General features: G+C 38.7%; 30 protein-coding genes and 1 pseudogene. 27 read left to right on the top strand and 4 right to left on the bottom strand.

Annotation, left to right across the window (positions count from 1 at the left end):
• The first annotated feature begins 339 nt into the window (after positions 1–339).
• From BTO22_RS06570 to BTO22_RS06560, 3 genes are all read left to right on the top strand, one after another.
• Complete coding sequence (locus BTO22_RS06570) at positions 340–2,232, top strand: methyl-accepting chemotaxis protein (RefSeq protein ID WP_105054792.1); 1,893 nt, start codon at positions 340–342, stop codon at positions 2,230–2,232.
• Positions 2,233–2,470: 238 nt separating this feature from the next.
• Positions 2,471–3,580 carry a membrane-bound lytic murein transglycosylase MltC gene (mltC, locus tag BTO22_RS06565; protein WP_105054791.1) on the top strand — a complete coding sequence of 370 codons (1,110 nt, stop codon included), beginning with the start codon at positions 2,471–2,473 and terminating at the stop codon, positions 3,578–3,580.
• A gap of 103 nt (positions 3,581–3,683) precedes the next feature.
• Complete coding sequence (locus BTO22_RS06560; protein ID WP_258132481.1) at positions 3,684–5,801, top strand: HD domain-containing phosphohydrolase; 2,118 nt, start codon at positions 3,684–3,686, stop codon at positions 5,799–5,801.
• A gap of 105 nt (positions 5,802–5,906) precedes the next feature.
• Here the strand turns inward: BTO22_RS06560 and BTO22_RS06555 are convergent, their stop codons facing one another.
• On the bottom strand, positions 5,907–6,746 hold the full coding sequence (locus BTO22_RS06555) for a formate dehydrogenase accessory sulfurtransferase FdhD (protein WP_105054789.1): 840 nt from the start codon (positions 6,744–6,746) through the stop codon (positions 5,907–5,909).
• Positions 6,747–6,898: 152 nt separating this feature from the next.
• Between BTO22_RS06555 and BTO22_RS06550 the strand changes: the two genes are divergently transcribed.
• The 19 genes from BTO22_RS06550 to BTO22_RS06455 all read left to right on the top strand — a co-directional run bounded on the left by BTO22_RS06550 (position 6,899) and on the right by BTO22_RS06455 (position 22,081).
• A complete protein-coding gene (locus BTO22_RS06550) occupies positions 6,899–7,360 on the top strand; it encodes a DUF3305 domain-containing protein (protein ID WP_105054788.1) in 462 nt (153 codons plus the stop codon).
• Positions 7,341–7,907, top strand: a complete 567-nt coding sequence (locus BTO22_RS06545; protein WP_105054787.1) for a DUF3306 domain-containing protein — start codon at positions 7,341–7,343, stop codon at positions 7,905–7,907. Before BTO22_RS06550 ends, BTO22_RS06545 begins: the two co-directional genes overlap by 20 nt.
• A 203-nt stretch (positions 7,908–8,110) precedes the next feature.
• Positions 8,111–9,787, top strand: coding sequence for a 4Fe-4S dicluster domain-containing protein (locus BTO22_RS06540; protein WP_181044573.1), 1,677 nt, complete (start codon positions 8,111–8,113; stop codon positions 9,785–9,787).
• Between the two features lie 5 nt (positions 9,788–9,792).
• On the top strand, positions 9,793–10,389 hold the full coding sequence (locus tag BTO22_RS06535; RefSeq protein WP_105055571.1) for a TorD/DmsD family molecular chaperone: 597 nt from the start codon (positions 9,793–9,795) through the stop codon (positions 10,387–10,389).
• Positions 10,390–10,465: 76 nt separating this feature from the next.
• Positions 10,466–10,663: a twin-arginine translocation signal domain-containing protein gene (locus tag BTO22_RS06530; protein ID WP_105054785.1), complete on the top strand. Its 198-nt coding sequence runs from the start codon at positions 10,466–10,468 to the stop codon at positions 10,661–10,663.
• Positions 10,664–10,675: 12 nt separating this feature from the next.
• Positions 10,676–13,531 carry a formate dehydrogenase subunit alpha gene (locus BTO22_RS06525; protein ID WP_105054784.1) on the top strand — a complete coding sequence of 952 codons (2,856 nt, stop codon included), beginning with the start codon at positions 10,676–10,678 and terminating at the stop codon, positions 13,529–13,531.
• Positions 13,532–13,544: 13 nt separating this feature from the next.
• A complete protein-coding gene (gene fdh3B / locus BTO22_RS06520) occupies positions 13,545–14,153 on the top strand; it encodes a formate dehydrogenase FDH3 subunit beta (protein ID WP_105054783.1) in 609 nt (202 codons plus the stop codon).
• Positions 14,154–14,169: 16 nt separating this feature from the next.
• The gene (locus BTO22_RS06515; RefSeq protein WP_105054782.1) at positions 14,170–15,186 is read left to right on the top strand and encodes a formate dehydrogenase subunit gamma; all 1,017 of its coding nucleotides are present in this window, start codon (positions 14,170–14,172) and stop codon (positions 15,184–15,186) included.
• A 244-nt stretch (positions 15,187–15,430) separates the two neighbouring features.
• Positions 15,431–15,970 carry a GNAT family N-acetyltransferase gene (locus BTO22_RS06510; protein WP_105054781.1) on the top strand — a complete coding sequence of 180 codons (540 nt, stop codon included), beginning with the start codon at positions 15,431–15,433 and terminating at the stop codon, positions 15,968–15,970.
• Between the two features lie 234 nt (positions 15,971–16,204).
• A complete protein-coding gene (locus tag BTO22_RS06505; RefSeq protein ID WP_105054780.1) occupies positions 16,205–16,483 on the top strand; it encodes a hypothetical protein in 279 nt (92 codons plus the stop codon).
• A gap of 14 nt (positions 16,484–16,497) precedes the next feature.
• Positions 16,498–16,716, top strand: a complete 219-nt coding sequence (locus tag BTO22_RS06500; RefSeq protein ID WP_105054779.1) for a hypothetical protein — start codon at positions 16,498–16,500, stop codon at positions 16,714–16,716.
• A gap of 175 nt (positions 16,717–16,891) precedes the next feature.
• A complete protein-coding gene (locus BTO22_RS06495) occupies positions 16,892–17,533 on the top strand; it encodes a hypothetical protein (RefSeq protein ID WP_016789468.1) in 642 nt (213 codons plus the stop codon).
• Between the two features lie 154 nt (positions 17,534–17,687).
• The gene (locus tag BTO22_RS06490; protein WP_146107521.1) at positions 17,688–18,455 is read left to right on the top strand and encodes a hypothetical protein; all 768 of its coding nucleotides are present in this window, start codon (positions 17,688–17,690) and stop codon (positions 18,453–18,455) included.
• Positions 18,456–18,664: 209 nt separating this feature from the next.
• Positions 18,665–18,997 carry a type II toxin-antitoxin system RelE/ParE family toxin gene (locus BTO22_RS06485; protein WP_105054777.1) on the top strand — a complete coding sequence of 111 codons (333 nt, stop codon included), beginning with the start codon at positions 18,665–18,667 and terminating at the stop codon, positions 18,995–18,997.
• Positions 18,984–19,298: a helix-turn-helix domain-containing protein gene (locus BTO22_RS06480; protein ID WP_105054776.1), complete on the top strand. Its 315-nt coding sequence runs from the start codon at positions 18,984–18,986 to the stop codon at positions 19,296–19,298. The genes BTO22_RS06485 and BTO22_RS06480 overlap by 14 nt, the downstream gene beginning before the upstream one ends.
• A gap of 460 nt (positions 19,299–19,758) precedes the next feature.
• Complete coding sequence (locus BTO22_RS06475; RefSeq protein WP_105054775.1) at positions 19,759–20,037, top strand: type II toxin-antitoxin system Phd/YefM family antitoxin; 279 nt, start codon at positions 19,759–19,761, stop codon at positions 20,035–20,037.
• A complete protein-coding gene (locus BTO22_RS06470; protein WP_060994190.1) occupies positions 20,037–20,324 on the top strand; it encodes a type II toxin-antitoxin system RelE/ParE family toxin in 288 nt (95 codons plus the stop codon). The genes BTO22_RS06475 and BTO22_RS06470 overlap by 1 nt, the downstream gene beginning before the upstream one ends.
• 219 nt (positions 20,325–20,543) lie before the next feature.
• Positions 20,544–21,074, top strand: coding sequence for a GNAT family N-acetyltransferase (locus tag BTO22_RS06460; protein ID WP_105054774.1), 531 nt, complete (start codon positions 20,544–20,546; stop codon positions 21,072–21,074).
• Positions 21,075–21,199: 125 nt separating this feature from the next.
• Positions 21,200–22,081, top strand: coding sequence for an NAD-dependent epimerase/dehydratase family protein (locus BTO22_RS06455; protein ID WP_105054773.1), 882 nt, complete (start codon positions 21,200–21,202; stop codon positions 22,079–22,081).
• A gap of 194 nt (positions 22,082–22,275) precedes the next feature.
• Here BTO22_RS06455 and BTO22_RS06450 read toward each other — a convergent pair whose 3' ends face one another.
• Both BTO22_RS06450 and BTO22_RS06445 read right to left on the bottom strand, forming a co-directional pair.
• Positions 22,276–22,782 carry a GNAT family N-acetyltransferase gene (locus BTO22_RS06450; protein WP_181044615.1) on the bottom strand — a complete coding sequence of 169 codons (507 nt, stop codon included), beginning with the start codon at positions 22,780–22,782 and terminating at the stop codon, positions 22,276–22,278.
• Positions 22,779–23,051: a type II toxin-antitoxin system TacA family antitoxin gene (locus tag BTO22_RS06445; RefSeq protein WP_105054771.1), complete on the bottom strand. Its 273-nt coding sequence runs from the start codon at positions 23,049–23,051 to the stop codon at positions 22,779–22,781. The genes BTO22_RS06450 and BTO22_RS06445 overlap by 4 nt, the downstream gene beginning before the upstream one ends.
• A 91-nt stretch (positions 23,052–23,142) precedes the next feature.
• Here BTO22_RS06445 and BTO22_RS20405 point away from each other — a divergent pair.
• Positions 23,143–23,236: pseudogene (locus BTO22_RS20405) on the top strand (VOC family protein); the annotation flags it as partial.
• Positions 23,226–23,690, top strand: a complete 465-nt coding sequence (locus tag BTO22_RS06435; protein ID WP_105054770.1) for a GNAT family N-acetyltransferase — start codon at positions 23,226–23,228, stop codon at positions 23,688–23,690. The pseudogene BTO22_RS20405 and the gene BTO22_RS06435, both read left to right, overlap by 11 nt.
• An 89-nt stretch (positions 23,691–23,779) precedes the next feature.
• On the opposite strand, the gene BTO22_RS20140 is transcribed toward BTO22_RS06435, so the two are convergent.
• Complete coding sequence (locus BTO22_RS20140) at positions 23,780–24,067, bottom strand: hypothetical protein (RefSeq protein ID WP_258132474.1); 288 nt, start codon at positions 24,065–24,067, stop codon at positions 23,780–23,782.
• A gap of 87 nt (positions 24,068–24,154) precedes the next feature.
• On the opposite strand from BTO22_RS20140, the gene BTO22_RS06425 reads away from it, so the two are divergent.
• From BTO22_RS06425 to BTO22_RS06410, 3 genes are all read left to right on the top strand, one after another.
• The gene (locus tag BTO22_RS06425) at positions 24,155–24,625 is read left to right on the top strand and encodes a nucleotidyltransferase domain-containing protein (protein WP_146107520.1); all 471 of its coding nucleotides are present in this window, start codon (positions 24,155–24,157) and stop codon (positions 24,623–24,625) included.
• Positions 24,626–24,904: 279 nt separating this feature from the next.
• Positions 24,905–25,348, top strand: coding sequence for a hypothetical protein (locus tag BTO22_RS06420; protein ID WP_146107519.1), 444 nt, complete (start codon positions 24,905–24,907; stop codon positions 25,346–25,348).
• A gap of 800 nt (positions 25,349–26,148) precedes the next feature.
• On the top strand, positions 26,149–26,682 hold the full coding sequence (locus tag BTO22_RS06410; RefSeq protein WP_258132472.1) for a porin family protein: 534 nt from the start codon (positions 26,149–26,151) through the stop codon (positions 26,680–26,682).
• Positions 26,683–26,784 lie beyond the last annotated feature (102 nt).

Genomic DNA, 26,784 nt, shown 5'->3' with positions numbered 1-26,784 from the left:
CTTTTATATTTGAACCCAACAATTATTCATACTGTTGGGTTTTTTAATGATAAACATATAAATAACCATTATGTTTCAGTAAGTTGTAAATTCGGTGTTAAGTGTGTGTATTTATGATGCTAAGTGTTTTCTTTATCAAAAATCAAGCGTAAATTTTCGCTTGTTTTTGGGTTCTGTTTGTGAAAAAGGACACATTTAAAAATGTAGATGCTGTTACTATGATTCGTAATGTAACCACTTGTTTCATTAATGAGTTATGCAGTGTGGGTGAGGTGTAGGCTCCACTGATAATCCAGCATTGCTTTATATTATTTATAATTACAAAAAAGTAGATTTATTATGCAGTTAACCTTAAAAATTAAGCTTGTTTTAACAAGTGTCGCACTGATTGTTTTAACGATCATATCGCTAGGTACTTTTTCCTACCAAACAATGAAAACACAAGCGTGGGATTCTATTCGTAGTGAAAGTGGAAATACCGCAAAAGCATACAGTTTAGGTATTGGTGATTGGTTTAAAGGTCGTCAAGATGCGATTACAGCAATGAAAGAAGCGATTGAGCGCGACCAAAATCTAGATATGGTTGCACATTTAAAACAAACGTTTACTTCTGGTGGTTTTGGTTTGAGTTATTACGGTGATGCAGAAGGCGTTATGCAACGCCAAGATCCATCGCTAAATAAAGCTGGATACGATCCTCGTACACGAGGGTGGTATAAAGAAACATTAGCCGCAAATAAAGCGATTACAACAAAACCTTATGTTAGTCACACTATGCAAGCATTAGTAGTGACGTTAACTGAACCTGTTCGTGAGAATGGCCGAATCATTGGGGTAACAGGATCCAACTTAGCACTTGGTGCTTTAATCGAAGATGTTCTTGATATTTCAGTTCCAGGAAATGGCTATGCCATGCTTTTAGATGTGAGTAACCGAATTGTTGTTGCACATCCAAATGAGAAAATGGCGTTAAAACCTATTTCAGAACTCGGTCAAGGTTTTGATGCGACCAATTTAAGCAGTGAAATTGCATCGGATGGTTTTTTCTTTACCAAGCAAGATGATAAAGAAAAAGCAGTGATGATAACAGCCGTTCCAAATACTAATTGGGCTGTTGCATTGGTTATGGACCAAGAAACTCTAGAGGCGCCATTAAATGCCATGCTTGTTAAGTTATTACTTATCGGTGGCTTGATCTTATTGTTTGTTTCCTTATTTACAGGTTGGTTAGTGACTCGTCAACTACGTGAGCTTGGTACGGTATCGGAAGCACTTGCAGATATTGCTAATGGGGAAGGCGATTTAACGGTTAGAATCAATGTTAAATCAGATGATGAAGTTGGTAAATTGGCTGAAAATTTCAACCAGTTTGTTTCTCGTTTACATACTATGGCATCGAACTTACGTGCAATTACCTTAGAGCTTAATCGTTCTGCGGCGGACTCCGAAGATTCGGCAGTTCAGCGAAGTGAGAATATTCGTCAGCAACAAGATGAAATTACTATGGTTGCCACTGCGGTAACAGAAATGGCAAGTGCGACACAAGAAATTGCAGGTAATGCTGAAAATACGGCGAAGTCAGCATCACAAGCGGTAGGTTTAACCCAAGAAGGCCATCAGCAAGTTAATCAAAGCCAATCTTCTATTGGTAACTTAGCGCGAGAAGTAAATAGCGCTGTAGGGATCATTGAAGACTTAGATGGTCATGCACAAAAGATCAGCTCAATTCTTGCCACTATTCGTTCGATTGCAGAGCAAACTAACTTACTAGCTTTAAATGCTGCAATTGAAGCTGCACGAGCTGGAGAACAAGGGCGTGGATTTGCAGTCGTTGCTGATGAAGTCCGTGTATTATCTCAACGAACTCATACCTCAACAGAAGAAATTCAATCAATGATTGAAACATTACAGTCGACAACGCAAGAGGCCGTCTCTGTTATGTCGGACAGTCATCACTTGGCAGAAACCAGTGTGAAAGATGTCGATGAAGCAGGCATGAGTATTGAAAATATAGCGACTCAAATTAATGTGATTAGCGACATGGCGACGCAAATAGCATCAGCAGCTGAAGAGCAATCAAGCGTGACCGCTGAGATCAGTCGCAATACAGAAGGAGTGCAAGAAGTTGCAAACCAAATGGCGAGTGAAGCAGAAATCGCAGCACAGCAAGCAGAGGCATTAAAATCGTTAGCTGATTCATTAGAAGAAGAGATCAAACGTTATAAACTTTAAACGCTAACAACTTAATTAAACCGTCATTTTTTGACGGTTTTTTTGTGTCAAAAAAATGTGATTTCCATTCAAAAAGAAAGAGGGAGGAACAACTTATAAAATATTTGATAAACATCTTTCATTAACTATTCCCAAAAGTAAAACAAGGTGTAGAATACGCCTCCTTACTGGCTAACACCCAATGTGTTAATTATTCTAGTGTATTGAAAATAAAGATGAATACACCTTTAGGACATAAATGAAAAACGTATTATTTGCTCTTGTTATCTCTTTAGCAACAGTTTCTTGTACTCCAATTTTCGATAGTAATTACAATCAATCAAATTCAGAACCATGCGATTGTAGTGGTGGCCTATCAAAACCAACTCAATCAGTAGAAGAGCAATTATCTAACCTTGCTAATCAAGTAAACAACAAGTGGGGCGATAAAGAGTTTTTAGAGGCGGGTAAGCATCGCTACGTTAAGTATCTTGATGGCTACCGTACACGTGCACATATTGATTTTGATAAAGGTAAAATTTACGTCTCAACCATTTCTCAATATCAACCGAAAGAAACTCTTAAAAAAGCCATTATAGGCACAGTTTTAATGCCTGCAGATCCATCACATGTGGATTTGTTTAGTGATAAGTCAATCCCTTTACGTGGCCGTCCTTTTTTACTTGGTCAAATTAAAGATCAAGAGAATAAAGACATTGAATGGCCTTGGAGAGCAGGGAAATACGCAGATTATTTAATTGAAAACAAACTGCAATCTAAAACCATTAAAAATGGTAAAGCGTATTACGTTGAGATCTCAATGGTAGATGATCATTTAGAGCAGCGTGAATTCCAATATGCAGATTTGATCAAAAAAGCATCGAAAGAATACGATATATCAATCGATTTAATTTATGCCATTATCCAGACTGAAAGTAGTTTTAACCCTTATGCAGTAAGCCATGCTGGGGCATATGGGTTAATGCAAGTAATCCCAAAAACGGCAGGGGCAGATGTATTTAAATTGGTAAAAAATAAGTCAGGTATACCAACCAAAGAATACTTGTTTAACCCCGCAAACAACATTGATACGGGTACGGCCTATTTTTATATTTTAAAGAACCGCTATCTAAGAGACATCACTCATGGGACAAATAAACATTACAGCATGATCTCGGCCTATAATGGTGGCTCTGGTGGTGTGTTTTCGACATTTGATCCGAGTAAAACGAAAGCGATTAATGAGATTAATAGTTTACAACCAAGTCAATTATATTGGGCGTTAACGAATAAACATCCAAAAGCGGAAGCGCGACGTTATCTAGAAAAAGTACTGAAGTTTCAAAAAGAATTTAATGAGAAAGCATAAATAAGATTTTTTATTGAGAAGTGTAATAAATCAAATTCAGTATGTTGCTAATATGATTTATTGCATTTCTCGTGCCTATAATTATTGCTATGGTGCTAATAAATTGAAACGAATTTTCGTTTTTATCCTATATATTTACTCTTCATTTTTATGGTCAATTGATTTAACAAAAGAAGAAGGTACATGGTTAAAAAATAATAATAATTTCATATTTTATAATGATGACTATGACTCAAGACTGCTCTTTATTGAAAATGGAGAAACGAAAGGTCTTTATAAGAATTTAATAGATGATATTAATAAGAAATTAGGCACATACTTTACTATATATGTTGAGGATGTTGACCTATTACATAATAAGTTTAAGAATTTAGATTCTGGTGCATATTTTGATTTTGCGAATACAAAAGAAAGACGTGAAAATTACTTTTTTGTACCTACTTTATATCGAGTAAGCACTAAGGTTTTCTTTAAAGATACTAAAAATATTAAAGACTTAGTGAGCTTAAACCATAAAAAAATTGGCCTTATTGATGATTGGTATTCTACAACTAATTTTGTGAATCAATACGAAGGTGAAATACACTATATACCTGTTAAGTATAAGAATTTAAATGAACTAACGTCAGCTTTACAGGTTGGAGATATTGATGCTTTTGTAGCAGATACACAGGTGATTACAGATAAAGCTTATCCAACGCTTTCTTTGCCACGACTGGAGAATTTATATACCTCATTTGCTATTTCTAAGGAGCATAGTGAGTTATATGCTATTTTAATTAAATATTTTACTGAGTTAACGTCAGAAGAAGTAAAAGAAATGGTGAAAAAGTCTCGTGAAGATTATTTCATCTATTTATTTAAAAAGAGTGAAGAGCTTAAAGGATTAGAGATCAGTGTTGGTTATGGGTTTAATGAGTTTCCAACCAGTTATCTTATAAACAATCAATATCATGGTATCGCGCCAACGCTCTTTGATAGCATTAAATTGATTTTTAAAGACGTAGTAAATTTTACAGAGCCAACTCTTGGTGACTGCAATGATTATGACATTCTACTTTCTGCATTTGAAAATAAATGCATAACCGATAATTACTTTTTAACGAAGCCTTATTATAGTTTTGAACTTTCTGTCTTTAATAAACTAGAAGGCAATTTTATATCTCGAATTGCAGATGTGAATTATTCAACCGTCGGAATGTTAAAGAATGCGTATTACTATGACTACGTAAAGAATAATACGCGAAATGTTAAAATGGTATTTTTTGATACTTTTAATGAAATTATTAAAGCGGTAAATGATGGGCGAGTAGATTATGCCTTTGGTGACCAACGATTATTGTTAAATCATACTATTAATCATGACATGTATGATCTAAAAACAGCGGGAACATTAACTGAAAAAGTCTCTGTTTATATTGCGGTAAAAAAAGAATATGAGGCATTGTTTGATTCAATCAATCTTATATCGATAAGTTCAGATAATGAACGATTAATTAAGAATATATATATAAATGAAAATGAAAAATATCAAAGAAATGACTTGTGGCTATTAATTAGTATTTTAAGTGGCAGCCTTTTCATTATCAGTCTCTTATTGGTTCGAGATTTTATCGCTAAAAAAGCACAGGCTCGCCTTCTTACTATGAATGAATCTTTAATTGGTTCATTAGAAATGGCATCACTGTACAGTGATGAGGAAACGAGTGAGCATAACAAACGGATAAATACTTATTCTGAGCATTTATCTAAGTTGTTGAATATGCCAAAGCCCTTCGTAGAGGACATTCGCATGATTGCTTCTCTGCATGATATCGGCAAAATTGGTATCCCTCATTACATTCTAAAGAAACCGGGTAAGCTTGATCCTGATGAATTCGATGTGATGAAGCAACACGTTAACATTGGTTATGAGATCATAAAGAATACCGAATTAAGTACAATCACCAAAAACATTGTGCTTTATCATCATGAAAAGTGGAATGGAAAAGGGTATTTACATCTTGCTGGTAAAGATATTCCAATTGAAGCAAGAATCGTAAGTATTGTTGATGTGTATGATGCGTTAAGACAAAAGCGAGTGTACAAAGAAGGGTTCACTCATGAGGTTGCAATCGAGATAATTGCAGAAGAGCGAGGCGTCTCATTTGATCCAATAATTGTTGATCTATTTTTACATCATCATGAAGAGTTCAGAGCTATTTTTGAGAATAATCAGTAGGTAGAAGCAGGGGCTAGTTTTTAGGGGTTAGGGACGAGTAAAAGAAAACAAATACTCGTTCCTGCTTTTCCTAGAACCTAGCCCCTAAATACTCGTCCCTTGAGACTAATCCCCAAGCGCAGCTTCGCCTTTCACATCAAAATTGATTTTTTCATGCCCAGCAAACACTTGGAAGCGCTTACCTTTAGCACGAGCAATAATGGTAATACCAAATTTCTGAGCTAAATCTAAACCCATTTGTGTTACGCCTGAGCGAGAAAGTAGAACGGGAATGCCCATTTGAGCGACTTTAATCACCATTTCAGAGGTTAAACGACCTGTGGTGTAAAACAGCTTATTGTCGCCAGTACCACGGTTTAACCATAACTCACCTGCAAGAGTATCAACTGCGTTATGGCGGCCTACATCTTCCACAAATGAAAGTACTTGGTTATTTTCGCAAATCGCACAACCATGAACGGCACCAGCGGCTTTATAAGTGTCATTGTGATAGGTCAGTGCTTCTAAAGAGGCATATAGGTCCGATTGATTAATCGTTACTTGAGGTACTTGATAATTCTCAAGTTGCTTCATTACGTTGCCATACATGGTGCCTTGACCGCAGCCAGAGGTAACCGTCTTCTTCTTTAAATTCTCTTTAACGTGCTCAGTGGTTTCTTTAGTATTCACCGCCGCTGTTTTTGTTTCCCAATCAATCATGATGGATTCTAATAGCGTCACATCACTAATAAAGTGTTGGTTTTTTAAATAGCCAATAACGAGTTCAGCAGGGCGAGCACCCAGAGTCATTAACGTTACGACTTCTTGCCAATTCAGCATAACCGTTAATGGTTGTTCGCAGGCGACTTCTTTTGTCAGCTTCTCACCGTATTCATCATAAACATCTACAGTAAGAGTTTGTTTAGGTACAGCGCCAGTAGTTATTATTCTTGGTGATTGGCTCAAAGTAAGCTCCAAATTAGTGAAATTTAAGGTTATTGGTTTATTACACGCAAAATTTATACCACAGGATAAATTAGAAATAAAACGCTGTTGGTATAAGGATTGCTTTATATTATCAATAGCGATAAAAAACCTCATAAAAAGAAGGGTAACTTGTGGAACAGAAGACAGAAAGCGTTTGGCCACTGCAATTTGAAGTAATTGAAGAGATTAAAAAAGTCGGTCGTTGGAGTGCTCCTTCTTGGCATATTGGTGATATTCACCTTTATGAACGCGCAGAAGCCGCGGCTCAAAGTAATGCCGTTTTATTTGAGCGTAATTTAGAGATTTTCCGTGACGAAAGGACCGATTATCGTTTTAACCTGAGTTCACAAGACCCTAAATTATTCTTTGCTTTTGAAAATGATAACGACGTATTAACGCCAGTAATGATCACGGTTTCGCAAAGTATGATTGGACAATATATGGATGGTGATTATGTTGTGTTATCTATTGGTATGCCATTGCCAATGCAAGCATGGTTAGAAGCCTTTATTGGTAAACATGGTGAACTGATAGAAGTTCGTAGAAAGAAACGTAAAGGTGCGGGGCGCGCAAGTGAGCAACTTCCTAAGTAGATGGTCATTAAGAAAGCGAAAAGTTCAGCAAGGTGAATCAGTTAGTGATGAAGCCTCTGTTGTTATTCCTGAAGAACATGAACTGATTTCAACTCAGAAGTTAGTAGATACGCAGGCAGAGCAAGAGGCTGTTGATCTGCTTGAACAGGAAAAAAAGGTTACAGAAAAACGTATAGATTTACCGACAGAAGATGACCTTATTAGTATTAATGGCACCAGTAATGTCAGTCAGTTTATGGCAACAGGAGTCGATAAAAATTTAAAAAAGGCCGCATTGCGTAAGATGTTTCTAAATCCAGAATTTGCGATGGAAGATGAGCCTAACTACTCAACACCACCAAAGCTAGATAGCGAAACAGCGGCTAAATTGCGCGATTGGATGGTGGAGCCCGTAGAGGAAGAAGAAAGCGAGTTAGATCCTGAACTGTTAGCTGAACAGGAAGTTGATGATGTAGAAATCAGTGATGCATTAAACGCGAATGATAATAAATATCAACAATTTGCAAGCGATAAAGAACAAGAAAGTGAGACAAAAAAGACCACCTAGATAATAGGGACATTTTGAACCAATTTGAGACAAAATGTCCCTCTGCTAAATGAAATGACCAAATTAGTGCAAAAAAACAGCATTCCTTCCTATTAATACAATTATTTATTATCCATTAAGTTGGTACGGTTATTGCGATATAACACCTAGAAACCAGTCATAGAGCTGAATAGGCCCAAATGGGGTCAAGAATAGGTGAAGCAATGTTATCTCAATTTTTAGCACAATCTGAAACAACAAATGCCAAAGCACGTCAGTTTGCTATTTCGCAAACGGTAGAGCTGAACAACTTGATCCCACCAACAGTAAGTTACGAAAGCCGTGGCAACCTTGTTATTATCGGACCTACTCGCATCATTGTTGATGTTGCTGAGCAGTTTACTGATTTAAACAGCATCACGCTTGTCTCTACTGAATCAGAAAATCAAGCACATGAATCAGAGCGTACAGTTTACTTTGCCAAAGAATTATCAGTAAAAGGCTTTTTAGGTGCATTTGATGTTGAGTGTACGCTAAATGGTGAACGCGTTAATCTAGCAAAAGCAACCATTGGTGCAACTGCATTTGATCTTGTGTTAGACATGAAACTAGACAGCGTAATGTCAGAGCAAGTGCCAGTACCGGGTTACTATCCAGTCGGTCGTGGTTATCCAACGCTAGCTCAAGTATTAGACGAGTTACCAGGTTTAGTTGGAACGTTTGATAAACCAAAATATTTCCGTTTAAACCCAGATTTATGTGCGCACAGTTCTCGTGGCGTGAAAGGGTGTGAGCGTTGTGTTGATGCATGTCCTGCTGGCGCATTAACCAGTGAAGGTACTGCCGAAAGCGGTCATCATATTCAAATTAACCCATACCTTTGTCAAGGTGTTGGTACGTGTGCCACTGCGTGTCCAACCGAAGCGATCAGCTACGCGTTACCAGAAGCTGAGAAAACACAAAACTTTGCGTCTCGTTTATTAGCGAACTATAAGAAAGAGGGTGGTGAAACACCAATTATCGCTTTCTGTAGTGATCGTCATGAAAACTTCAATGTCATGGCTCTTAAAACCATGCCAGATCATGTTATCCCTGTGGTTCTTGATGAGCTTCTTTCTGTCGGTATTGATACATGGTTCTCTGCGTTAGTTAATGGGGCTGCACAAGTTCTGTTTATTGCCAGCCGCAGAATGCCAGAAACCATTCAACGTGTATTAACGCAAGAAGTAGAAATTGCACAGACTTTCTTATCTCAACTAGAGTTAGATCCTCAACGCATCCAAGTGCTTTACATGGAAGCGTTACACGAAATGACGCTTATCGATACACCATTAGCGGTAATTGAACAACCTTTAGAAGGTAATAAACGTGCTCGCTTAATGGGGGCGTTAGATCACTTAGCTGCTGATGCGGCTTCAAATAATATCGAAATTACAGAAATTCAGTCTCTGCCTTCTCATGCGCCTTATGGCAGTGTGAGCTGTGAAACGAAAGATTGTACGTTGTGCATGGGTTGTGTCGCAGTATGTCCAACGCGTGCATTACACAGTGATCCTGATTCTCCAACCTTAAAGTTCATTGAGCAAGATTGTGTTCAATGTGGCTTGTGTGTGAATGCGTGTCCAGAAAAAGTATTGAGCATGAAAGTGCAAATGAACTGGAGCCAAGCACAGCGTCAAGAAACACAAATAATGCATAAAGAAGATGCAGCATGTTGTTTAACGTGTGGCAAACCGTTTGCTCCTGCATCAATGATTGAAATGCTAAGAACAAAGTTACAAGGTAACCCTCATTTTAGTGATGAAGCCTCAATTAACCGTTTATACATGTGTGAAGATTGTCGAGTGAAAGATATCTTCGTCGATTTATCAGCAAATCCAGAAAAACAATTAAAGGTGTAATGACCATGAATGAACAACAAGTAAGACAAGAAATCTATGGTTTATTAGCGCATTTATTTCGTATTGCACCTGATCAAATGGTGATTGATTGGTTAAGTACGCTTGAAGTGGAAAGCAATGAAAACCATGAGATGAGCCAAGCGTGGGCAGCAGTATCAAAAGCCGCTCAAGAATCGAATCAAGAAGCACTAACAGACGAATACCAAAACTTATTCATTGGCGTTGGCCGTGGTGAAGTGATGCCGTTTGGCTCATGGCATGTTGCGGGCGCATTAATGGAAAAACCATTAGTCGCACTTCGCCAAGACTTAATGCAATTAGGTTTTGAGCGCGCAGATGACGTAAAAGAGCCAGAAGATCATATCTCAGCATTATGTGAGGTAATGGCTATGCTTATTGAAGCGGGTGATGCAGAAGTTCTGCAACAACGCTTCTTTAATCGTCATATTCAACCTTGGTATGTCTCTCTATGCGAGCAAATTAATAACGCTGAAAATGCAGATTTCTATAAGTCAGTGGCGTGTCTAGTTGAGGCGTTCTTTACCGTTGAACAAACACGTTTTGCAAAAAATCCAAATGAGATTGAAGTAACGGCGATTTAAGCGGTTACTAAAAACAGAATTAAAACCATAAAAACAGACGCCCATTCCAAGTTAATTGGAAGCAAAGGAGCATTGAATGAGCAATAACAAAACGGACCTAAACCGCCGAAATGTACTGAAGGGCCTTGCAACTGCTGCAGCCGTAGGAACAGTAGCCGCTGCGGTTTCAGGGACAGCAAGTGCAAACACAATAACGGATAAAAAAGACGTTGAGAAGAAAGGCGATGGATATCGTGAAACTCAACATATTCGTGATTATTACGATAGCCTATAACGGAGCTTTATAATGAAATTGACTAAACGTTCCGATTCGGTACAAAAGCAAGAGAACCAGCTGGGCATTACACGTCGTATGTTCATGCGTACTTCAAGTATTGCTGCGGGTGCAGTTGCAAGTGCAAGTATGTTTGTTCCAAGCATGATGAAAAAAGCACAAGCGAAAGAAGTGCCAGTTGATGCACCAACAGAAGTGAAACGTACCATTTGTTCTCACTGTTCTGTAGGTTGTGGTATCTACGCTGAAGTACAAAATGGCGTATGGACTGGACAAGAGCCAGCATTCGATCACCCATTTAACGCCGGCGGTCACTGTGCAAAAGGCGCAGCACTGCGTGAGCATGGTCATGGCGAACGTCGTCTAAAATACCCAATGAAGCTAGAAAATGGCAAATGGGTAAAACTGTCTTGGGATCAAGCGATTGAAGAGATCGGTAACAAAACACTTGAGATCCGCAAAGAATCAGGTCCAGACTCAGTGTACTGGTTAGGCTCTGCGAAGCACAATAATGAACAAGCGTATTTGTACCGTAAAATGGCGTCACTATGGGGTACAAACAACGTCGATCACCAAGCGCGTATTTGTCACTCAACCACAGTAGCCGGTGTAGCAAACACTTGGGGTTACGGTGCGATGACCAACTCATTTAATGACATGCATAACTGTAAATCTATGCTGTTCATTGGTTCAAACCCAGCAGAAGCTCACCCAGTGGCAATGCAACATATTCTGATCGCAAAAGAGAAGAATGGTTGTAAGATCGTTGTTGCCGACCCACGTCGTACACGTACAGCAGCAAAAGCGGATCACTATGTTTCATTGCGTCCGGGTTCAGATGTTGCCTTTATTTGGGGCGTACTGTGGCATGTATTTGCAAACAAATGGGAAGATCAAGAATTCATTAACCAACGCGTGTTTGGTATGGATGAGATCCGCACAGAAGTAGCAAAATGGAACCCTGCAGAAGTAGAGCGTGTAACTGGCGTTACAGAAGCAGAAGTGTTTGAGACAGCAAAACTGCTTTCTGAAAACCGTCCAGGCTGTGTTGTTTGGTGTATGGGTGGTACTCAACATACTACGGGTAACAACAACACACGTGCATACTGTATCCTAGAACTTGCTCTTGGTAACATGGGGAAATCAGGCGGTGGCGCAAACATCTTCCGTGGTCACGATAACGTACAAGGCGCAACGGATTTAGGTGTTCTTTCTGATACGCTTCCAGGCTACTACGGTGTTGGTGAAGGCGCATGGAAACACTGGACTAAAGTATGGGATCTAGATTACGAGTGGGTTAAAAACCGATTCGACCAAGGTAAATACAACGGCAAAACGCCAATGAATAACTTTGGTATTCCTGTATCTCGTTGGGTTGATGGTGTTTTAGAAGATAAAGCAAACATCGAACAAAACGACAATATCCGTGCAATGTTCTACTGGGGTCACGCAGTAAACTCACAAACACGTGGTACTGAGATCAGAAAAGCAATGAGCAAGCTGGATATGATGGTTATCGTCGATCCATACCCAACCGTTGCAGCAGTAATGAACGATCGTACCGATGGCGTATACCTTCTTCCTGCAACAACGCAGTTTGAAACGCACGGTTCTGTAACCGCATCAAACCGTTCATTCCAATGGCGTGAGCAAGTGATTCAGCCGTTGTTTGAATCAAAACCTGACCACGAGATCATGTACCTACTGACTAAAAAGTTAGGTTACTCAGATCAACTGTTCAAAAACATCAAAATTGATCAGAATAACCAACCTGTAATTGAAGACATTACCCGTGAATTCAACAAAGGTATGTGGACAATTGGTTACACAGGCCAAAGCCCAGAGCGTATTAAAGCGCACACAATGAACTGGCATACGTTCCACAAAACAACGCTAGAAGCAGAAGGTGGACCTGTAAACGGTGAAACCTACGGTCTTCCTTGGCCTTGTTGGGGTACACCAGAAATGAAGCACCCAGGTACGCACATTCTTTATGATACGTCTAAACCTGTAGCGCAAGGTGGCGGTAACTTCCGTACCCGCTTTGGTGTGGAATTTGAAGGTGAAAGCCTACTTGCTGAAGACAGCTACCCAGTAGGGTGTGAAATTGAAGATGGTCACCCAGAATTCACCGACAAACTGCTTAAGCAACTTGGTTGGTGGGACGATCTGACTGCGGCTGAAAAAGTAGCAGCAGAAGGCAAAAACTGGAAAACCGATTTATCTGGTGGTATTCAACGTGTTGCAATTAAACACGGTTGTATGCCATTTGGTAATGCAAAAGCACGTGCGATTGTATGGACGTTCCCTGACCGTGTTCCACAGCACCGTGAGCCGTTATACACACCACGTCGTGATTTAGTTGCTGATTACCCAACATGGGATGACCGCGCGGCTAACTTCCGTATTCCAACGTTGTACAAAACAATTCAAGATCAAGACAAGTCAAAAGAATACCCAATTATTCTGACATCTGGTCGTCTGGTTGAGTACGAAGGTGGCGGTGAAGAAACGCGTTCAAACCCATGGCTTGCTGAGCTTCAACAAGAAATGTTTGTCGAAGTTAACCCGAAAGACGCAAACGACATCGGCTTTAAAGACGGTGACATGGTTTGGGTTGAAGGTGCAGAGAAAGGTCGAATTCACGTTAAAGCAATGGTAACACGTCGTGTTAAACCGGGCTTAGCGTTCGTACCATTCCACTTTGGCGGTAAATTCCAAGGTGAAGACTTAACGAACAAGTACCCAGAAGGTACGGTTCCATACGTTATTGGCGAAGCAGCAAACACAGCAACCACTTATGGTTATGATCCTGTAACACAAATGCAGGAAACCAAAGTGACACTATGTAAAATCACGAAAGCGTAAGGGGTGATATAAAATGGCTAGAATGAAGTTCTTATGTGACACCACGCGTTGTATTGAATGTAACGGCTGTGTCACAGCATGTAAAAACGAAAATGATGATGCACTAGAGTGGGGCATCCAACGTCGTCGCGTAGTAACACTAAACGATGGTGAACCGGGTGAAACCTCAATCTCAGTTGCCTGTATGCATTGTACTGATGCGCCTTGTATGGCGGTTTGTCCTGCGGATTGTTTTGAACACACAGAAGATGGCATTGTATTGCATAACAAAGATCTTTGTATCGGTTGTGGTTATTGCTTATTTGCTTGCCCATTTGGTGCGCCGCAATTCCCTAAACAGGGTGCTTTTGCTGAGCGTGGAAAAATGGACAAATGTACGTTCTGTGCAGGTGGACCAGAAACAGAAGCGGGATCAAAAGAAGAGCGTGAAAAATACGGCGCAAACCGTATTGCAGAAGGCAAACTACCAATGTGTGCTTCTCTATGTTCGACTAAAGCACTGCTTGCTGGTGATGCAGAAAAAGTATCAGACATCTTCCGTCAACGTGTTGTAGAGCGTGGTGCGAAAGACGCAGGTTGGACAAATGGTGAAGACTTATCGTTCGATGCGACTAAGAGCTAATCCGGTGGAGAGAGCGATGTTGAAACAACTAAAACGTCTTTCTCTTTCGTTATTGCTGCCAGTATTGGCAGCATTAACACTGACATTTGCTATGCCTAGCATGGCAAATGACAGTGTAGCCGCGAAAAGTGCAGAGAAAGAAATGACCCAACTTGGTGGTGCTGATTTTTGGCGTCAAGTAAGAGAGGGCGAAGAAGGCTATACGACCTCACAATCACCAGAGCATGGTGTGCTTATCAGTACAGCAGGTGAAACGTGGTATGTGTTAAAAGAGAAGTGGATGTCACCATTAGGTGCATTAGCGATCTTTGGTAGTTTAGCAATGGTGACTTTGGCGTATTTTACCATCGGTCCCCTAAAATTAAGTAAACCAAAAACAGGACGTCGAATTCAACGTTGGAGCAAAATGGACCGTGCATTGCACTGGAGCATGGCGTTCACGTTTTTAACACTGGCGTTCAGTGGATTATGTTTGGTTTATGGTAAGCACTTTTTAAAGCCAGTATTACCGACCGATATTTGGGGCATGATCATTTATGCCGCGAAGCAGTATCACAACTACATGGGCCCAATCTTTGGCATTCTATTAATGACTGTTTTAGTGAAATGGTGGAGAAAATCCATTGTAAACAAAACTGACATTCAATGGTTCATGAAAATGGGCGGTATGGTTGGTAAGCATAAAGGCTCGCACCCATCAGCAGGTTTCTCAAACGGTGGTGAAAAAGCGATTTTCTGGCTTCTAATCTGGTTTGGTGCAATCGCAGCGATCAGTGGGTTTGTACTAGATTTCCCTATCTTCGGCCAATTACGCCGTGATATGGAATTATCGAGCTTAATCCATATGCTTGCAGCGTTGATCTTGATTTGTGGTTTCATCTTCCACATCTACATCGGTTTATTCGGTATGGAAGCTGGACTAGAAGGCATGGTGACAGGCGATGTTGACGAAACATGGGCTAAAGAACACCACGATTTATGGTATGAAGAAGTAAAAGACTTACCAGAGAATCAGCCAAAAGACAAAAAGTAGTAAGTATCTAGTTCTTCTTAATTGATACGACATTCAAAAACCGAGCAGGGTAACTTGCTCGGTTTTTTTGTCTGTAGCTCAGCAAAAGCCGAACTAATGCAACTCAATTTGTTGTCATTATTATCAATAACTTAAGGTGTTAGCAAGTTTAGAGAACAACAACAAAACAGAAAGAAAAACATGAAATCTACCTAAGAAAGGGTATGATATACGCAAGATAAATAACCACCTCAAAGGATGACTTATGTTTACAGTGGAAGTTGATAGTGAATTGAAATTGGCACTTATTGAGCCATCTTTTGCGAAAAAGTACTTTGAAATCGTCTCAAAAGAAGAAGCCTATTTATCTCAATGGCTAGCTTGGCCGTCACACGCTAAATCTGAGGATTTCTTTCTACGCTTTGTGCGTAAATCGTTACTTGATTATGCCGAAGGTAAAGGAATGGTTTGCGCCATGATTTACCAAGGTGAGTTGGTTGGTAATGTTAGCTTCAATACGATTAATCACCAGTTAAAAATGGCTGAAATTGGTTATTGGCTTAGTGAGTCTTACCAAGGTAAGGGCATTATTACTCGTGCCGTCTCTAAGTTAATCGAGATTGCATTCACAGATTTACAGCTTGAGAAAATTCAAATTGCAGCAGGCGAGCACAACCTACCAAGCCGTAAGGTTTGTGAGCGTTTAGGCATGATATTAGAAGGCATTATTTCTAATCGAGAAAACCTCAATGGACGTATTATTAACCATGCTATTTATGGTTTATTAAAGCAGTCTTTGAACTAGCCGCATAAAGCGACAGATTGTCGCATAGCATGAATGCTGCGATGAATGTCGAATTGTTATGATGTTGATTTATTTCAGTTTAAGAAAAAGGCTAGTAAGCCTTAATAGAATAAGTAGCGACAAATCTGGTAGGGGACTATAAGACATTTTGTCGTAGAAAGAGCGTTAGGCAAATGTATGAAAAAACAAGCAAAAGTGGTAGTGTTTACATAGATAATATTAAGAGGTGTAAAGATGCGTTACCAATTAAAACTTGAATACCTGAAAGATGAAGATTTGCGTCCCGAGCGTCCGATCATTCCAGAGCATGAAGAAGCTGATATGTACATTCGCGCTTTTGTTGAAGACATTAATTTGTTCTCTTGTACTGAAATTGCTTCTGAAGACAACATGGTTGTTCAAATCATGCTAGCAGATGGTTTTCAGTTAGAAGATCTTCACAAAAATTTGAAGTCGATGAATCCAAAATATCTAGAAATGTTCAAAACTACGGGTTTGTTTTCTATCAGTTAACCGTAGGGTGTCGTGTGAGTGAAATTTCAGAGCAAATTAACTGGTTAAAAGCAGAGTTCTCGAAAGAGGCGCGTAAAGTTAGTACAGGTGCGCGTGGTACTATTAACTACAGATTTTACGAACGTGTTATTGAAAATACCAAACGCAAATACCCAACCGATCCTCTACTTGGGGACCTCGATACACTGTTGTTTGAATTTGGTATGTTAGGGCAAGACTACACGCAAGATTAGCCTAACAAAGCATTTAAGAGTGATTCGCAACGCTTGGCGTTTTCGCTTCGCTCAAGTATAGCCAAGCGTCGCTCACACCTTAATGCGGCGTTATAGGGCTAGTCATCATTCATATTGTTGTGCATGATACGACTAGGGCTCTATCAATATTTCTCATTATTAGGTAAGTACTAGCATGTCACACAAACTACTTGAACTGCCAACAAAAGAAGAAATTCCAATCTTCGTTAGTCTTCTTAAAAATAGTGGGGTTCAAGCTTACCTTGATTCTATTAATTACCCCCAGAATATGAGGGAGCGCCGAAGTTTAATTCTCGTGAAAGCTAGTGAAGCAAAGCGAATTAAAATAGGTACTGATTGGGGGAGAGGATTCTACGACTTCAAACGCGAAAAGTTTGGTGAAGAAATGGTCATATACTTCAAAGCACTACATATGGCATGCACTAGTGAGGCTGATGCTCTAGTTACAGAATGGGTCGAGAAGTCAGCTAAAACTAACAAGGAATTAGCATTATCTGTAGATTGGTATTTGTACCACTTCTGTCTTTATCGTGTTTCTAAAATGTATGGGATACAAGTTGGAAAGGAATATAATGATTTTTGTCGTAGATATGGAAAATCGGACTTTCAGAAATACAATGCTATTGCAGGTGGGTATATGTTTTCTACGTCTAACGATCCTGATATTACTATTGTCCATACATTTACAGAAAGGACTAATCGGGATGATGAGTGTACCGATTTAACTGTTGCGTTTGCGATACCACGTGATCATGCAATTAAAATATTTAGACTACTTAGAGAACTTGATGTTTAGCTAGTTAATATAATTTGTTACCAAAAGCCCTATAACAAAGCATTTAAGAGTGATTCACAACGCTTGGCAGTTTTGCTTCGCTCAAGTATAGCCAAGCGCCGCTCACACCTTAATGCGGCGTTAGGGCTCCACCTCAATTTAGAGATTTTCGAGAATGAAAGAATTAGAAATATTAGTATATTCAGAGCAGCCATTTGGTGACAAGATCGGTATTCCAGAAGATACTAGGGTGGAAATCAATGAACGGCTTTCACTTAATATAAAGCGTCAGCTTCCAGGGCTAGACTTAGAAGATTTGATTCTTAACTTAGATGAGACCGAGGAAGAGATTCATTATCAATACACTAAGCTTACTCAAAGTTGTAGAAAGTTGTGTGTAATGTGGTATGCAAGCGAGCAGGCGTTGGAAGCAGAACGTGATTTTTATTCAACAACAGTACAGGATGCTCCTGCTCTGTTCGGTGATGACGCAGTTAAAATACATTATCATTTGGAGTCATTTGTTTTACTTGCTCGTTCTGCGATGGACGTCGCTACAGGAGTGATTCATAAAAGGCTTCCTTATGAGCTGAAGAAAAATAGCTATGATAGTTTCAACTCCTTAATAAAAGATCTATCAAAAGTTGACCCAAAGCCTGAAATTGCCGTCTATTTTGAGGACTTAAAAAAAGACCCTAAATCATGGGTTTCAATAATTTCTGACTCTACAAAAGGGCGTAGCCTGCGAGATAAACTGGCACACCAGACAGATTTCCCTTTGGACTATGCAGAATTAAATCCACCATCTGAAAAAGAATCCCCAATTGTTTGGCTAGATAAAGAAAACTGGCTGCCATTGGAAAGCTTCGTTAACACTTTGCGTGAAGGCGTGATCGAAGGGTTCATGGAACTAGAAGCTGAGTGTTGTAGTTCTAAGCCCTAACAAAGCGTTTAAGACAGATTCGCAACGCGTGGCATTTTTGGTCTTAATCGGCTTTAGTGTTTACTGTACTATAGGTCAAGTTCAGTGGTTGCGTTGCTCACTACTTAACGCGGCGTTATAGCTCAGGTCAGTATAGCTTTCAAAAAATTATAACTACGTTAATAGCGTACAGTTTTGCTATCTGTACGTTACTTGCGTATACTTTGCATATGAAAAGTATATTTGTCGAATCGACCATATTTGAAAAGTACCGTAATGAGTATCTCAGCGATGAAGAGTTTAGACTTTTTCAAGCTGAATTAATGTCTAACCCGAAACAAGGTGACGTGATTCAAGGTACAGGTGGTTTGCGAAAAATTCGAGTAGCAAGTAAAGGGAAAGGTAAGCGCGGCGGATCTCGTGTTATCTACTACTTCTTCGATGAAAAGCGTCGTTTCTACTTGCTGACAATTTATGGCAAGAATGAAATGTCCGATTTAACCGCAGACCAAAAGAAACAATTAAAGGCTTTTATGGAGGCGTGGCGTAATGAGCAATCGTGACCTATTTACAGAGTTAAGTTCAGCTATTATTGAGGCTAAAGAACATTCTGAGGGTAAGTTAACCCTTAAAAATCATCAAGTTAATGATTTTAGTGAGTTAGATATTTCACCTAATGAAATCGTGAGTATTCGTGAACAATTTAATATGTCTCGTGGTGTGTTTGCGCGTTTATTGCATACATCATCTCGTACATTAGAAAATTGGGAACAAGGGCGTAGCGCACCAAATGGACAAGCGGTAACCCTTTTAAAATTGGTTCAGCGTCATCCAGAAACCCTGTCACACATCGCTGAGCTATAACAAATAAGGATCAAGCGCTGCGCAGCCAGCGTTAAATCCCGGGTGTTGAACAAGCCCGTAGCCACTTCTTTATAGTAAATTGTGCGATCTAGTTTGGTGGGCATATCGCCTTGAGTCTTTTTTCAAGGTGAGTGAGGCCAAGATAAGATTACGATGGTAATTTTATCAATGGGTTAGCTATTTTTAAAATCGTCTTATATGTTGTTTCTCCTCTGGTTTAACCTCAGCCATTATCCTTATTATGTTTGCCTTTCGGCTATCTTTGCCGCGAAGCGGCTTCGTTCAACAAAGCAATCAACACGATACTATTACACTCGGCATTCGTGGTTTAGAGTATAATTGGCTTGGTAATTAAGGCGTTCGCACGTGTTATTGCGGCGTTATAATTTTTCTTAGTATTGCTGAATATTTATACTTGCACTATAATTGGTACAAAATTAAGTACAATTAAGGTGCTATTATGACTCGACTAAGATTGGACCAAGATATTCAACCACTTTCAGAATTTAGAGCTGGCGTAGCGTCGTTTATTCGTCAAATTAACGAAACTCGTAGACCTTTAGTTATCACTCAGCGTGGTAAAGGCGTCGCTGTTGTTTTAGACGTTGCTGAGTATGAAGCTATGCAAGAAAAAATAGAGTTACTGGAAGAGGTGCAACAAGCTGAAGCACAAATCGCTAGTGGTTTAGGTTTATCAAATGACGATGCTCGTTCTAAAATCTTAGGGCGCTTACGTTAATGAATGTTATTTGGTCGCCGCTTGCTTTAGACAAAATAGGGCAGACAGCAGAATACATAGCATTAGACAATCCATCAGCGGCAGAAAAATGGGTTAACGATGTATTCGATAAAGCTGAGAATTTAGGTTCATTTCCAGAGTTGGGTCGTCTTGTCCCTGAGCTGAATAAAGCGAATTATCGTGAAATCATTTTTGGTAATTACCGCATTATTTATAGCGTAACGTTAAGCATAAATATTTTAACGGTTCGTAACTGTAGTCAATTGCTGACTATGGCTGATATATAAAATTATAACAAATAAGGATTAAGCGCTGCGCAGTCAGCGTTAAATCCCGGGTGTAGAACAAGCCCGTAGCCACTTCTTTATAGTAAATTGTGCGCTCTTTTTGAAATCTAACTTATAAGTCATGGATGTTTACCGAAATCGTTTCTTCATTCTCTCGTTCTGCGGCAAGAGATAATAGTTCAAGGTCTTCAGTGCGTTATAATTTTTTAAGGTAACAATATGATTAGTAATTCAAAGTTGAAATCTATAGCATTTACGACAACGAGACTTGAGGTTGAAAATGTTGACTCTTATTTGGCGTCAGGATTGTTGAAGTCACAGTTATTGTCTGAAATTGTTAGCTTACTTTCTCCCTCGGTTGTTGGAGCATTACCTCCATATTTTCATGATATTAATACTGAATCAGATGCTGAAGTTTGGCTTTTGAAAATGGTATCAGAAAGCCATTTGTTTTCAGTTAAACGTAAAGGTTTTGATCCGATTATTGGTTTCGTTTTCCTTTATGAATCAGATAATGCTACAGCTCATTTAGGTTATCTATTAGCTGAACCTAGTTGGCATCAAGGTTACGGTAGTGAGTTATTATTTGGTTTACTTAAAAGCTGTCGTGATAACCAATTAGTAGAAAAACTTATTGGTGGTGTAGATATTGGAAATGTAGTTTCGGAAAAGTTACTTGAAAAAGTTGGTTTTGTTGCAACTCAAGAGGGTGGCAATGGCGTCACTTTCTACGAATGTGTGTTGTCTTAACCACAAATTATAACTAATGCGTTAAGACAGATTTTCAACGCATGGCTTTTTTCATTCTATCGTTGGGTTTTGTGTTTAACGTGGCGTTAGCTGCTTTGAGGTCAACAATTAGTAAGGTGTCGTAAATGAGAATCTTGGTAACAGGCTCTGCGGGTAGAGTTGGGCGTGCAATCTATATTAAATTAATGCGAACACATGACGTAGTAGGCATTGATAAAACGCCTTGCTCAACAGCTGATTACGTCGGTGATATTCGTGATAGTGCTATGATGGATGGGGTTCTGGAAAATATCGATGTCATCATTCATACAGCGGCTCTTCATGCCCCTCATGTTGGATTAGTACCTGATTCAGAGTTTCAATCTATCAACGTAGACGCGACTGAAAAACTGGCTTTGGCTGGTGTAAAAGCAGGTATTAAGCACTTTATTTTTACCAGTACAACAGCGTTATACGGCTATGCTTCGACTCCTAAAAGTATTGCAGGTTGGGTTGATGAGGAAGTTATCCCGCAACCCAAGTCGATTTATCATAAAAGTAAAATTGCGGCTGAGACTAAGCTAGAAGAAATTTCAAATCTGTTTCAGTTTCCAGTGACTGTGCTCCAAATGTCGAGATGCTTTCCTGAGCCTGCGGATTTAATGGCAGTATTTCGTTTGACTCGTGGTATTGATGCTCGCGATGTAGCAAATGCTCATTTATGTGCAGTGGAAAAACGGCTAAGCGGTTTTAATCGTTTTATAATCTCAGGGGCAACACCTTTTCATCTTTCTGATTGCGAAGCTCTATATACTGATGCCGAAGCTGTCATCAAACGTAAGTGCCCTGAAATCGCACTAGCATTTAAACAAAGAAATTGGCAGTTACCTCAAAGCTTAGATCGCGTATATGATTCATCGTCCGCACGTGAGAAATTAGGCTGGTTACCTATACATGGTTTTGAAAGTGTTTTGGAAATGCTAGATACTGAAACAGCAGAAGTATTACCAATTTTGAAACGCAGCTAACAAACGACTATTCTGTCAATAACTCAGTTTTGGAGTTTCCCCTCAAGCTGAGACTTTTTTATTACTAATACTTCGAAGTTCAGGGAGATTGCATATTGGTGTATTCAATCTTCTATTATGATGAAATGTGGATAGGATCTTGGTTGAGAATGGGCGAGGGAGAAATCCTACAGTCTCGTTAACTGGTTCTCGGTTTAAATTAATTCACCGATACTGGCTCTAATGTCTGCAATTGTAATAAACAGTTTGTTATCAGCGTCTTTGAATGCGGTAAATCCGTATTTTTCATAGAAATACTCAGCGCCATCTTTTGCGTCAACTATGACAACAGGGAAGGCGACTGTTTTACTTGCCATTAATAGTTTTCTAAGCGCATCAATCAAAAGCCATTCACCGAAACCTTGACCTTTGTATCTATGGTCAACGGCTAAGCGAGCAATCAAACCACCAGAAGTTACACTGTGATGTTTCTTTTGTAATTTAGGAGGTAAATCCTGAATATCAATGGGTATCATTGTTAATGTGTAATAACCAATAATGTGCTCAGGACATTGTTTATCTTCAAGAACAAAGGTACGAGTATTGTCTTTCTTAGCTTGTTGGCTTGCCATAACTTTTAAGTAATTATTGAGTGGGGTAATACCACAATCAAAACGATTTCGGTCATGTTTAGTTTTTTCTAATTGGACCGTATTCATTATTGAGTTTTATCCATGTAACGTGAAGCGGCTTTTTGTAATTTGCTGTTTGGTTTAGCTGGTTGGTCTAACGCAGTCATTAAACTCATAGCATCTTGCTGACTTAGTTGTAAGGCACGTTCACGTTCCATAATAGTTTTTGCTTTTTCTACAGCCGCACTAAGCACAAATGAGTTAATGCTAGACATACCGGCAATAGCCGCAGCTTGAGACAGTAGTTCTTGTGTCTCAATATCTACACGTGCTGTAATACGAGGTAATGCAGTAGCCATAATAATCTCCATTCTGTGTCACTTTGGCACGCAGTTAGCAAATGCATTAACACAACTTACCACGCTCGGGGAAATCAAAAAGGGGTACGAAATGAATCAGCATGAAAAACATAAATTATGTAGAGTTTGGTGCAAAGGACTTAGAATCAACCAAATCATTGCAAGAGAGGTTCTATGGTTTTAATAAGACATTACACTGAAAATGATGCGGAAGCTCTCTGGCACATCTTTTTTAATACAATCCGAATTATCAACTCTCGTGACTATTCTCAATCACAAGTTGAAGCATGGGCTCCAGAATCATTTGATTTTTCAGTTTGGAAAACAAAATTGAGAACGATAAACCCATTTGTCGCAGAAATTAATGGTGTAATTGTTGGATATACGGATTTGCAAAGTAGTGGCCTAATAGATCATTTCTTTTGCCATCATGAATATCAAGGTAAAGGTGTAGGTCGTGCTTTAATGGATCACGTAATGTCCCAAGGAAAAGATCTAAACATTACTCGTTTTTATTCTGAAGTTAGTATTACAGCCAAACCATTTTATGAGCATTTTGGTTTTACCGTGGTTAATGAGCAAACTATTGAAGTTCGTGGTGAAAAGCTTGTTAATTACGTGATGGAGAAACTCAGTTAAGTCTATGTCGCAGTAAACGTGTGATTGCGGCGTTATACCAAATTTTCACCAACGAAAAGGGGATATATCTCAATCCCCTAAATATCACATTACCCTTGAGTTTCTTGCTTTAAGTAGGTAATGCACATTTCTTGTGCTTGTATGTTTCTTTCTATTTGTTCATTTTCTCTAAGCTCTAAGTAAAGCTCAATACATTTATTAGTGGCAATAATTAACGATTCTTTTTCTGGCTTTGCTACTGTAAGTTCTATTGCATAGAAGTAGACGTGGAAAGTCGTAATTTCGACGTAAATATCAAAGCTCAGAGGCTTGATTTGATGATGGATAAGGCGACAAAGTTTGCGGTAAATGAGATAGTTGAAAAGTATAATCCTCATACTGTAATCGTTTATGGCTCATGAGCTAGAGGAGATGCCTCGGCTGAAAGTGATGTGGATCTTGCATGTTTTGTTGATGGCTCGGAAATGTTCGAACATACGAGAAGTCATCATGGTGTATTTATTGACGCTTGGGTATATCCAACGGAGTTGATGAATGAGGCTGTTGAGTTTATAAAATTGCATAAAGCGCACTGTGTTATAGATAAACGCGGTCTTTGTCAAACGTTAGTTTGTGAAGTCGAGAAAGAATATCAAAAAGGCCCGCTACCATTAAGTGATTTAGATAAAGCGAATTTTATCGAATTAAGGCAAAAAATCTTAAAGCAAGTATGTAAAGGTGGACTTGAGGGCAACTATAAAAAAGCGTGGCTTCAATCTGATCTTTTACAAGCGTACTTCACCTTACGTGGACTTTGGTATCTTGGGGCCAAACAAAGTTTTTCATGGCTTAAAGTCAATAATGAGGCTGCATTTGAACTATTTTCAGAGGTATATGAAGAACCGCAAAATATTGAAAAATTGAAGAGATTGGCTGCATTTGTCATAAACGTATAACAGTGTTTAAGACGGATTATCAACGCTCGGTTTTTTGTGTGTAACGAATTACTGTGGGCATTAAAAACATACTAACTATTGGTAATAGTTATCATTCAGTGTTATTGTTCTGTTAATTTTATAATAAGAAGGATGGCTAGGATGAAAATTAGAACGATCGCAGTGTTTTGTTTGGCAACAATGGCTCCACAATCATATGCTGATGCATACAATATTAATGATTGTAATATATTAAAATTAGGGAAGTACTATAGTTTAGACACGAATGATGGGTACTGCTTGCAGACAAAAGTTGATAAGGCGGTATTTATTAACTTATCGTCCGCTAAAATTGAAAGTATAGATTTAAAGCAATCGTCATACATTGTATATCCAAAAGAATATTTAACGACTACGGGTAAGTTTGCACTTAATAATGCAAAAGGTGTCGTTATTGGCTTGGAAGGAAAAGGGCTTATTGTTGCTCGAGACTTGGATAAAAAGAAGGTTACTTTAAAGATCGCTCCTGCTGTGATCTATGCTGGAGGCGGAGCTGTTGTTGGGGCAATGGCTGTGGTAGGAAGTAACCCTGATGCTGGTTTTAGAGAGGTAGCGATTGGCGCTTTTTCTGGTGCAGTTGGTGGAGGATTAACTCCTATTATGGGAGCTGGAGTTTTTGGTACTGTTGCCGCCGGTGGGTTAGGAGTATCTGCTTCAGGTGGTTGTTCATCATGCCACAATTAGCTTTTCTTTTTGTTATTGCTGAATTTGTTATCTTAATATTATTAACTACAAATACATGGCCACATCGTATTTCGTTATTTTTTTTATGTTGTTTTAGTTTTTGGATAAATAAGAATGTGGAACTTACTTTATGGGTATATATGTTAAGTGCTCCAATCATTTTTTTGTTTGATTTCTATCTTAAAAAATCAAATGATGAATTATCATTTAGTTTTATGCTAATTATATTTATTATACTTTTTCTTTATCCTGTTTTTTTAGGGAGCTAAGAATAAGTAAAGATAATCTGATTGTTTTTTCCATTTTTCCGAAATTGTCTAATTCGATGAACGTATTTAGGGTGAAATTTGAGAAAGATAAAGAACCAGAAAACGATTATTTAGGTGACATGCTCGTAAGTTATGGTTTTGAAGTCCATGAACAGAAAAAGGCTTCATCAGAGGAGACCTAAGACCCGTAACATACGAGAAGGTTTATACGCATGAACCGAAGAATGAGTATGGTTATGCTGATCTTTTATTTGTAAAGTATTATTAACTAATAAACATGAGGGCTCTGTTATAAAGTTTGATTTACACGTGGCAGTACCTTCTTACAGATAAAATCCCCCTGTGAGCGCATAAAACCGTTCACAGGTAATTGGGATAACAGGAATCGCTTTATGGTATAAGTGATTAGATACAGGCGAATTCAAATGCCTAATTTAGCATATCCAGAAAAGACTTAATGAGGATATGCTATGTCTTCATTTTTCACTTATAAGTAAACTACGAAATAAAATCTTTTTATGGAATAAAACAGTGTATAAAATACTTCCTTTACTTGTAACCGTGTGTTCATTTTCAACATTTGCACAAGAAACTAATGACAAATATCAAGATGTCTATATTGCTGCTGGTTACTCCTCTCATGAGTTATCAGATAAAACGGGTGATGCATTTGAAGGGTACTTTGGCGCTAGAAACATCTATGAAAATTCATTTTTTGTTGGTGGAGAACTAGAAGGTCAGATAATTCAAAACTCCTCTCTTCAAGATTCAATTGGCCTTAAAGAGAAATACGCATTATCAGCAAATATTCCACTAGGAAAGAGATTTGAATTGTCTGAATCTATTGATCTTGATGCTTATGGTCTTATTGGCTACTCAATGCTTAAAACAGATCCATCAATGGACGATACATCGTATGGTTTTAAATATGGAGTAGGGGCAGACCTTAATATGACAGATTGGTTTATTGGTATTCGCTATACTGAGGTTGATTTACACTCTGATTTAGACCAAAAAGATATCTCACTGCTTGTTGGTTATAAATTAAATTCATTGTTTAAATAACGTTTATATTTGACTCTATAGTTTATTGGAATTACTGGATTTATATAAATAGTATTATCTTTAAATTATATAATTGCTAATGGTCCGAGTAGAGTAATAGTT

It is taken from the genome of Aliivibrio sifiae (genome assembly GCF_002954705.1).
Taxonomy (GTDB): Bacteria; Pseudomonadota; Gammaproteobacteria; order Enterobacterales; family Vibrionaceae; genus Aliivibrio; species Aliivibrio sifiae_A.
This window is presented reverse-complemented; position numbering and strand designations above follow the sequence as displayed.

Excerpts from the sequence above, each read along its gene's own strand:
- BTO22_RS06570 (WP_105054792.1), top strand. The coding sequence starts at position 340 with ATGCAGTTAACCTTAAAAATTAAGCTTGTTTTAACAAGTGTCGCACTG.
- mltC (WP_105054791.1), top strand. The coding sequence starts at position 2,471 with ATGAAAAACGTATTATTTGCTCTTGTTATCTCTTTAGCAACAGTTTCT.
- BTO22_RS06540 (WP_181044573.1), top strand. The coding sequence starts at position 8,111 with ATGTTATCTCAATTTTTAGCACAATCTGAAACAACAAATGCCAAAGCA.
- BTO22_RS06535 (WP_105055571.1), top strand. The coding sequence starts at position 9,793 with ATGAATGAACAACAAGTAAGACAAGAAATCTATGGTTTATTAGCGCAT.
- BTO22_RS06530 (WP_105054785.1), top strand. The coding sequence starts at position 10,466 with ATGAGCAATAACAAAACGGACCTAAACCGCCGAAATGTACTGAAGGGC.
- BTO22_RS06525 (WP_105054784.1), top strand. The coding sequence starts at position 10,676 with ATGAAATTGACTAAACGTTCCGATTCGGTACAAAAGCAAGAGAACCAG.
- fdh3B (WP_105054783.1), top strand. The coding sequence starts at position 13,545 with ATGGCTAGAATGAAGTTCTTATGTGACACCACGCGTTGTATTGAATGT.
- BTO22_RS06515 (WP_105054782.1), top strand. The coding sequence starts at position 14,170 with ATGTTGAAACAACTAAAACGTCTTTCTCTTTCGTTATTGCTGCCAGTA.
- BTO22_RS06510 (WP_105054781.1), top strand. The coding sequence starts at position 15,431 with ATGTTTACAGTGGAAGTTGATAGTGAATTGAAATTGGCACTTATTGAG.
- BTO22_RS06505 (WP_105054780.1), top strand. The coding sequence starts at position 16,205 with ATGCGTTACCAATTAAAACTTGAATACCTGAAAGATGAAGATTTGCGT.
- BTO22_RS06495 (WP_016789468.1), top strand. The coding sequence starts at position 16,892 with ATGTCACACAAACTACTTGAACTGCCAACAAAAGAAGAAATTCCAATC.
- BTO22_RS06490 (WP_146107521.1), top strand. The coding sequence starts at position 17,688 with ATGAAAGAATTAGAAATATTAGTATATTCAGAGCAGCCATTTGGTGAC.
- BTO22_RS06485 (WP_105054777.1), top strand. The coding sequence starts at position 18,665 with ATGAAAAGTATATTTGTCGAATCGACCATATTTGAAAAGTACCGTAAT.
- BTO22_RS06480 (WP_105054776.1), top strand. The coding sequence starts at position 18,984 with ATGAGCAATCGTGACCTATTTACAGAGTTAAGTTCAGCTATTATTGAG.
- BTO22_RS06475 (WP_105054775.1), top strand. The coding sequence starts at position 19,759 with ATGACTCGACTAAGATTGGACCAAGATATTCAACCACTTTCAGAATTT.
- BTO22_RS06470 (WP_060994190.1), top strand. The coding sequence starts at position 20,037 with ATGAATGTTATTTGGTCGCCGCTTGCTTTAGACAAAATAGGGCAGACA.
- BTO22_RS06460 (WP_105054774.1), top strand. The coding sequence starts at position 20,544 with ATGATTAGTAATTCAAAGTTGAAATCTATAGCATTTACGACAACGAGA.
- BTO22_RS06455 (WP_105054773.1), top strand. The coding sequence starts at position 21,200 with ATGAGAATCTTGGTAACAGGCTCTGCGGGTAGAGTTGGGCGTGCAATC.
- BTO22_RS06445 (WP_105054771.1), bottom strand. The coding sequence starts at position 23,051 with ATGGCTACTGCATTACCTCGTATTACAGCACGTGTAGATATTGAGACA.
- BTO22_RS06435 (WP_105054770.1), top strand. The coding sequence starts at position 23,226 with ATGGTTTTAATAAGACATTACACTGAAAATGATGCGGAAGCTCTCTGG.
- BTO22_RS20140 (WP_258132474.1), bottom strand. The coding sequence starts at position 24,067 with ATGAGGATTATACTTTTCAACTATCTCATTTACCGCAAACTTTGTCGC.
- BTO22_RS06425 (WP_146107520.1), top strand. The coding sequence starts at position 24,155 with ATGTTCGAACATACGAGAAGTCATCATGGTGTATTTATTGACGCTTGG.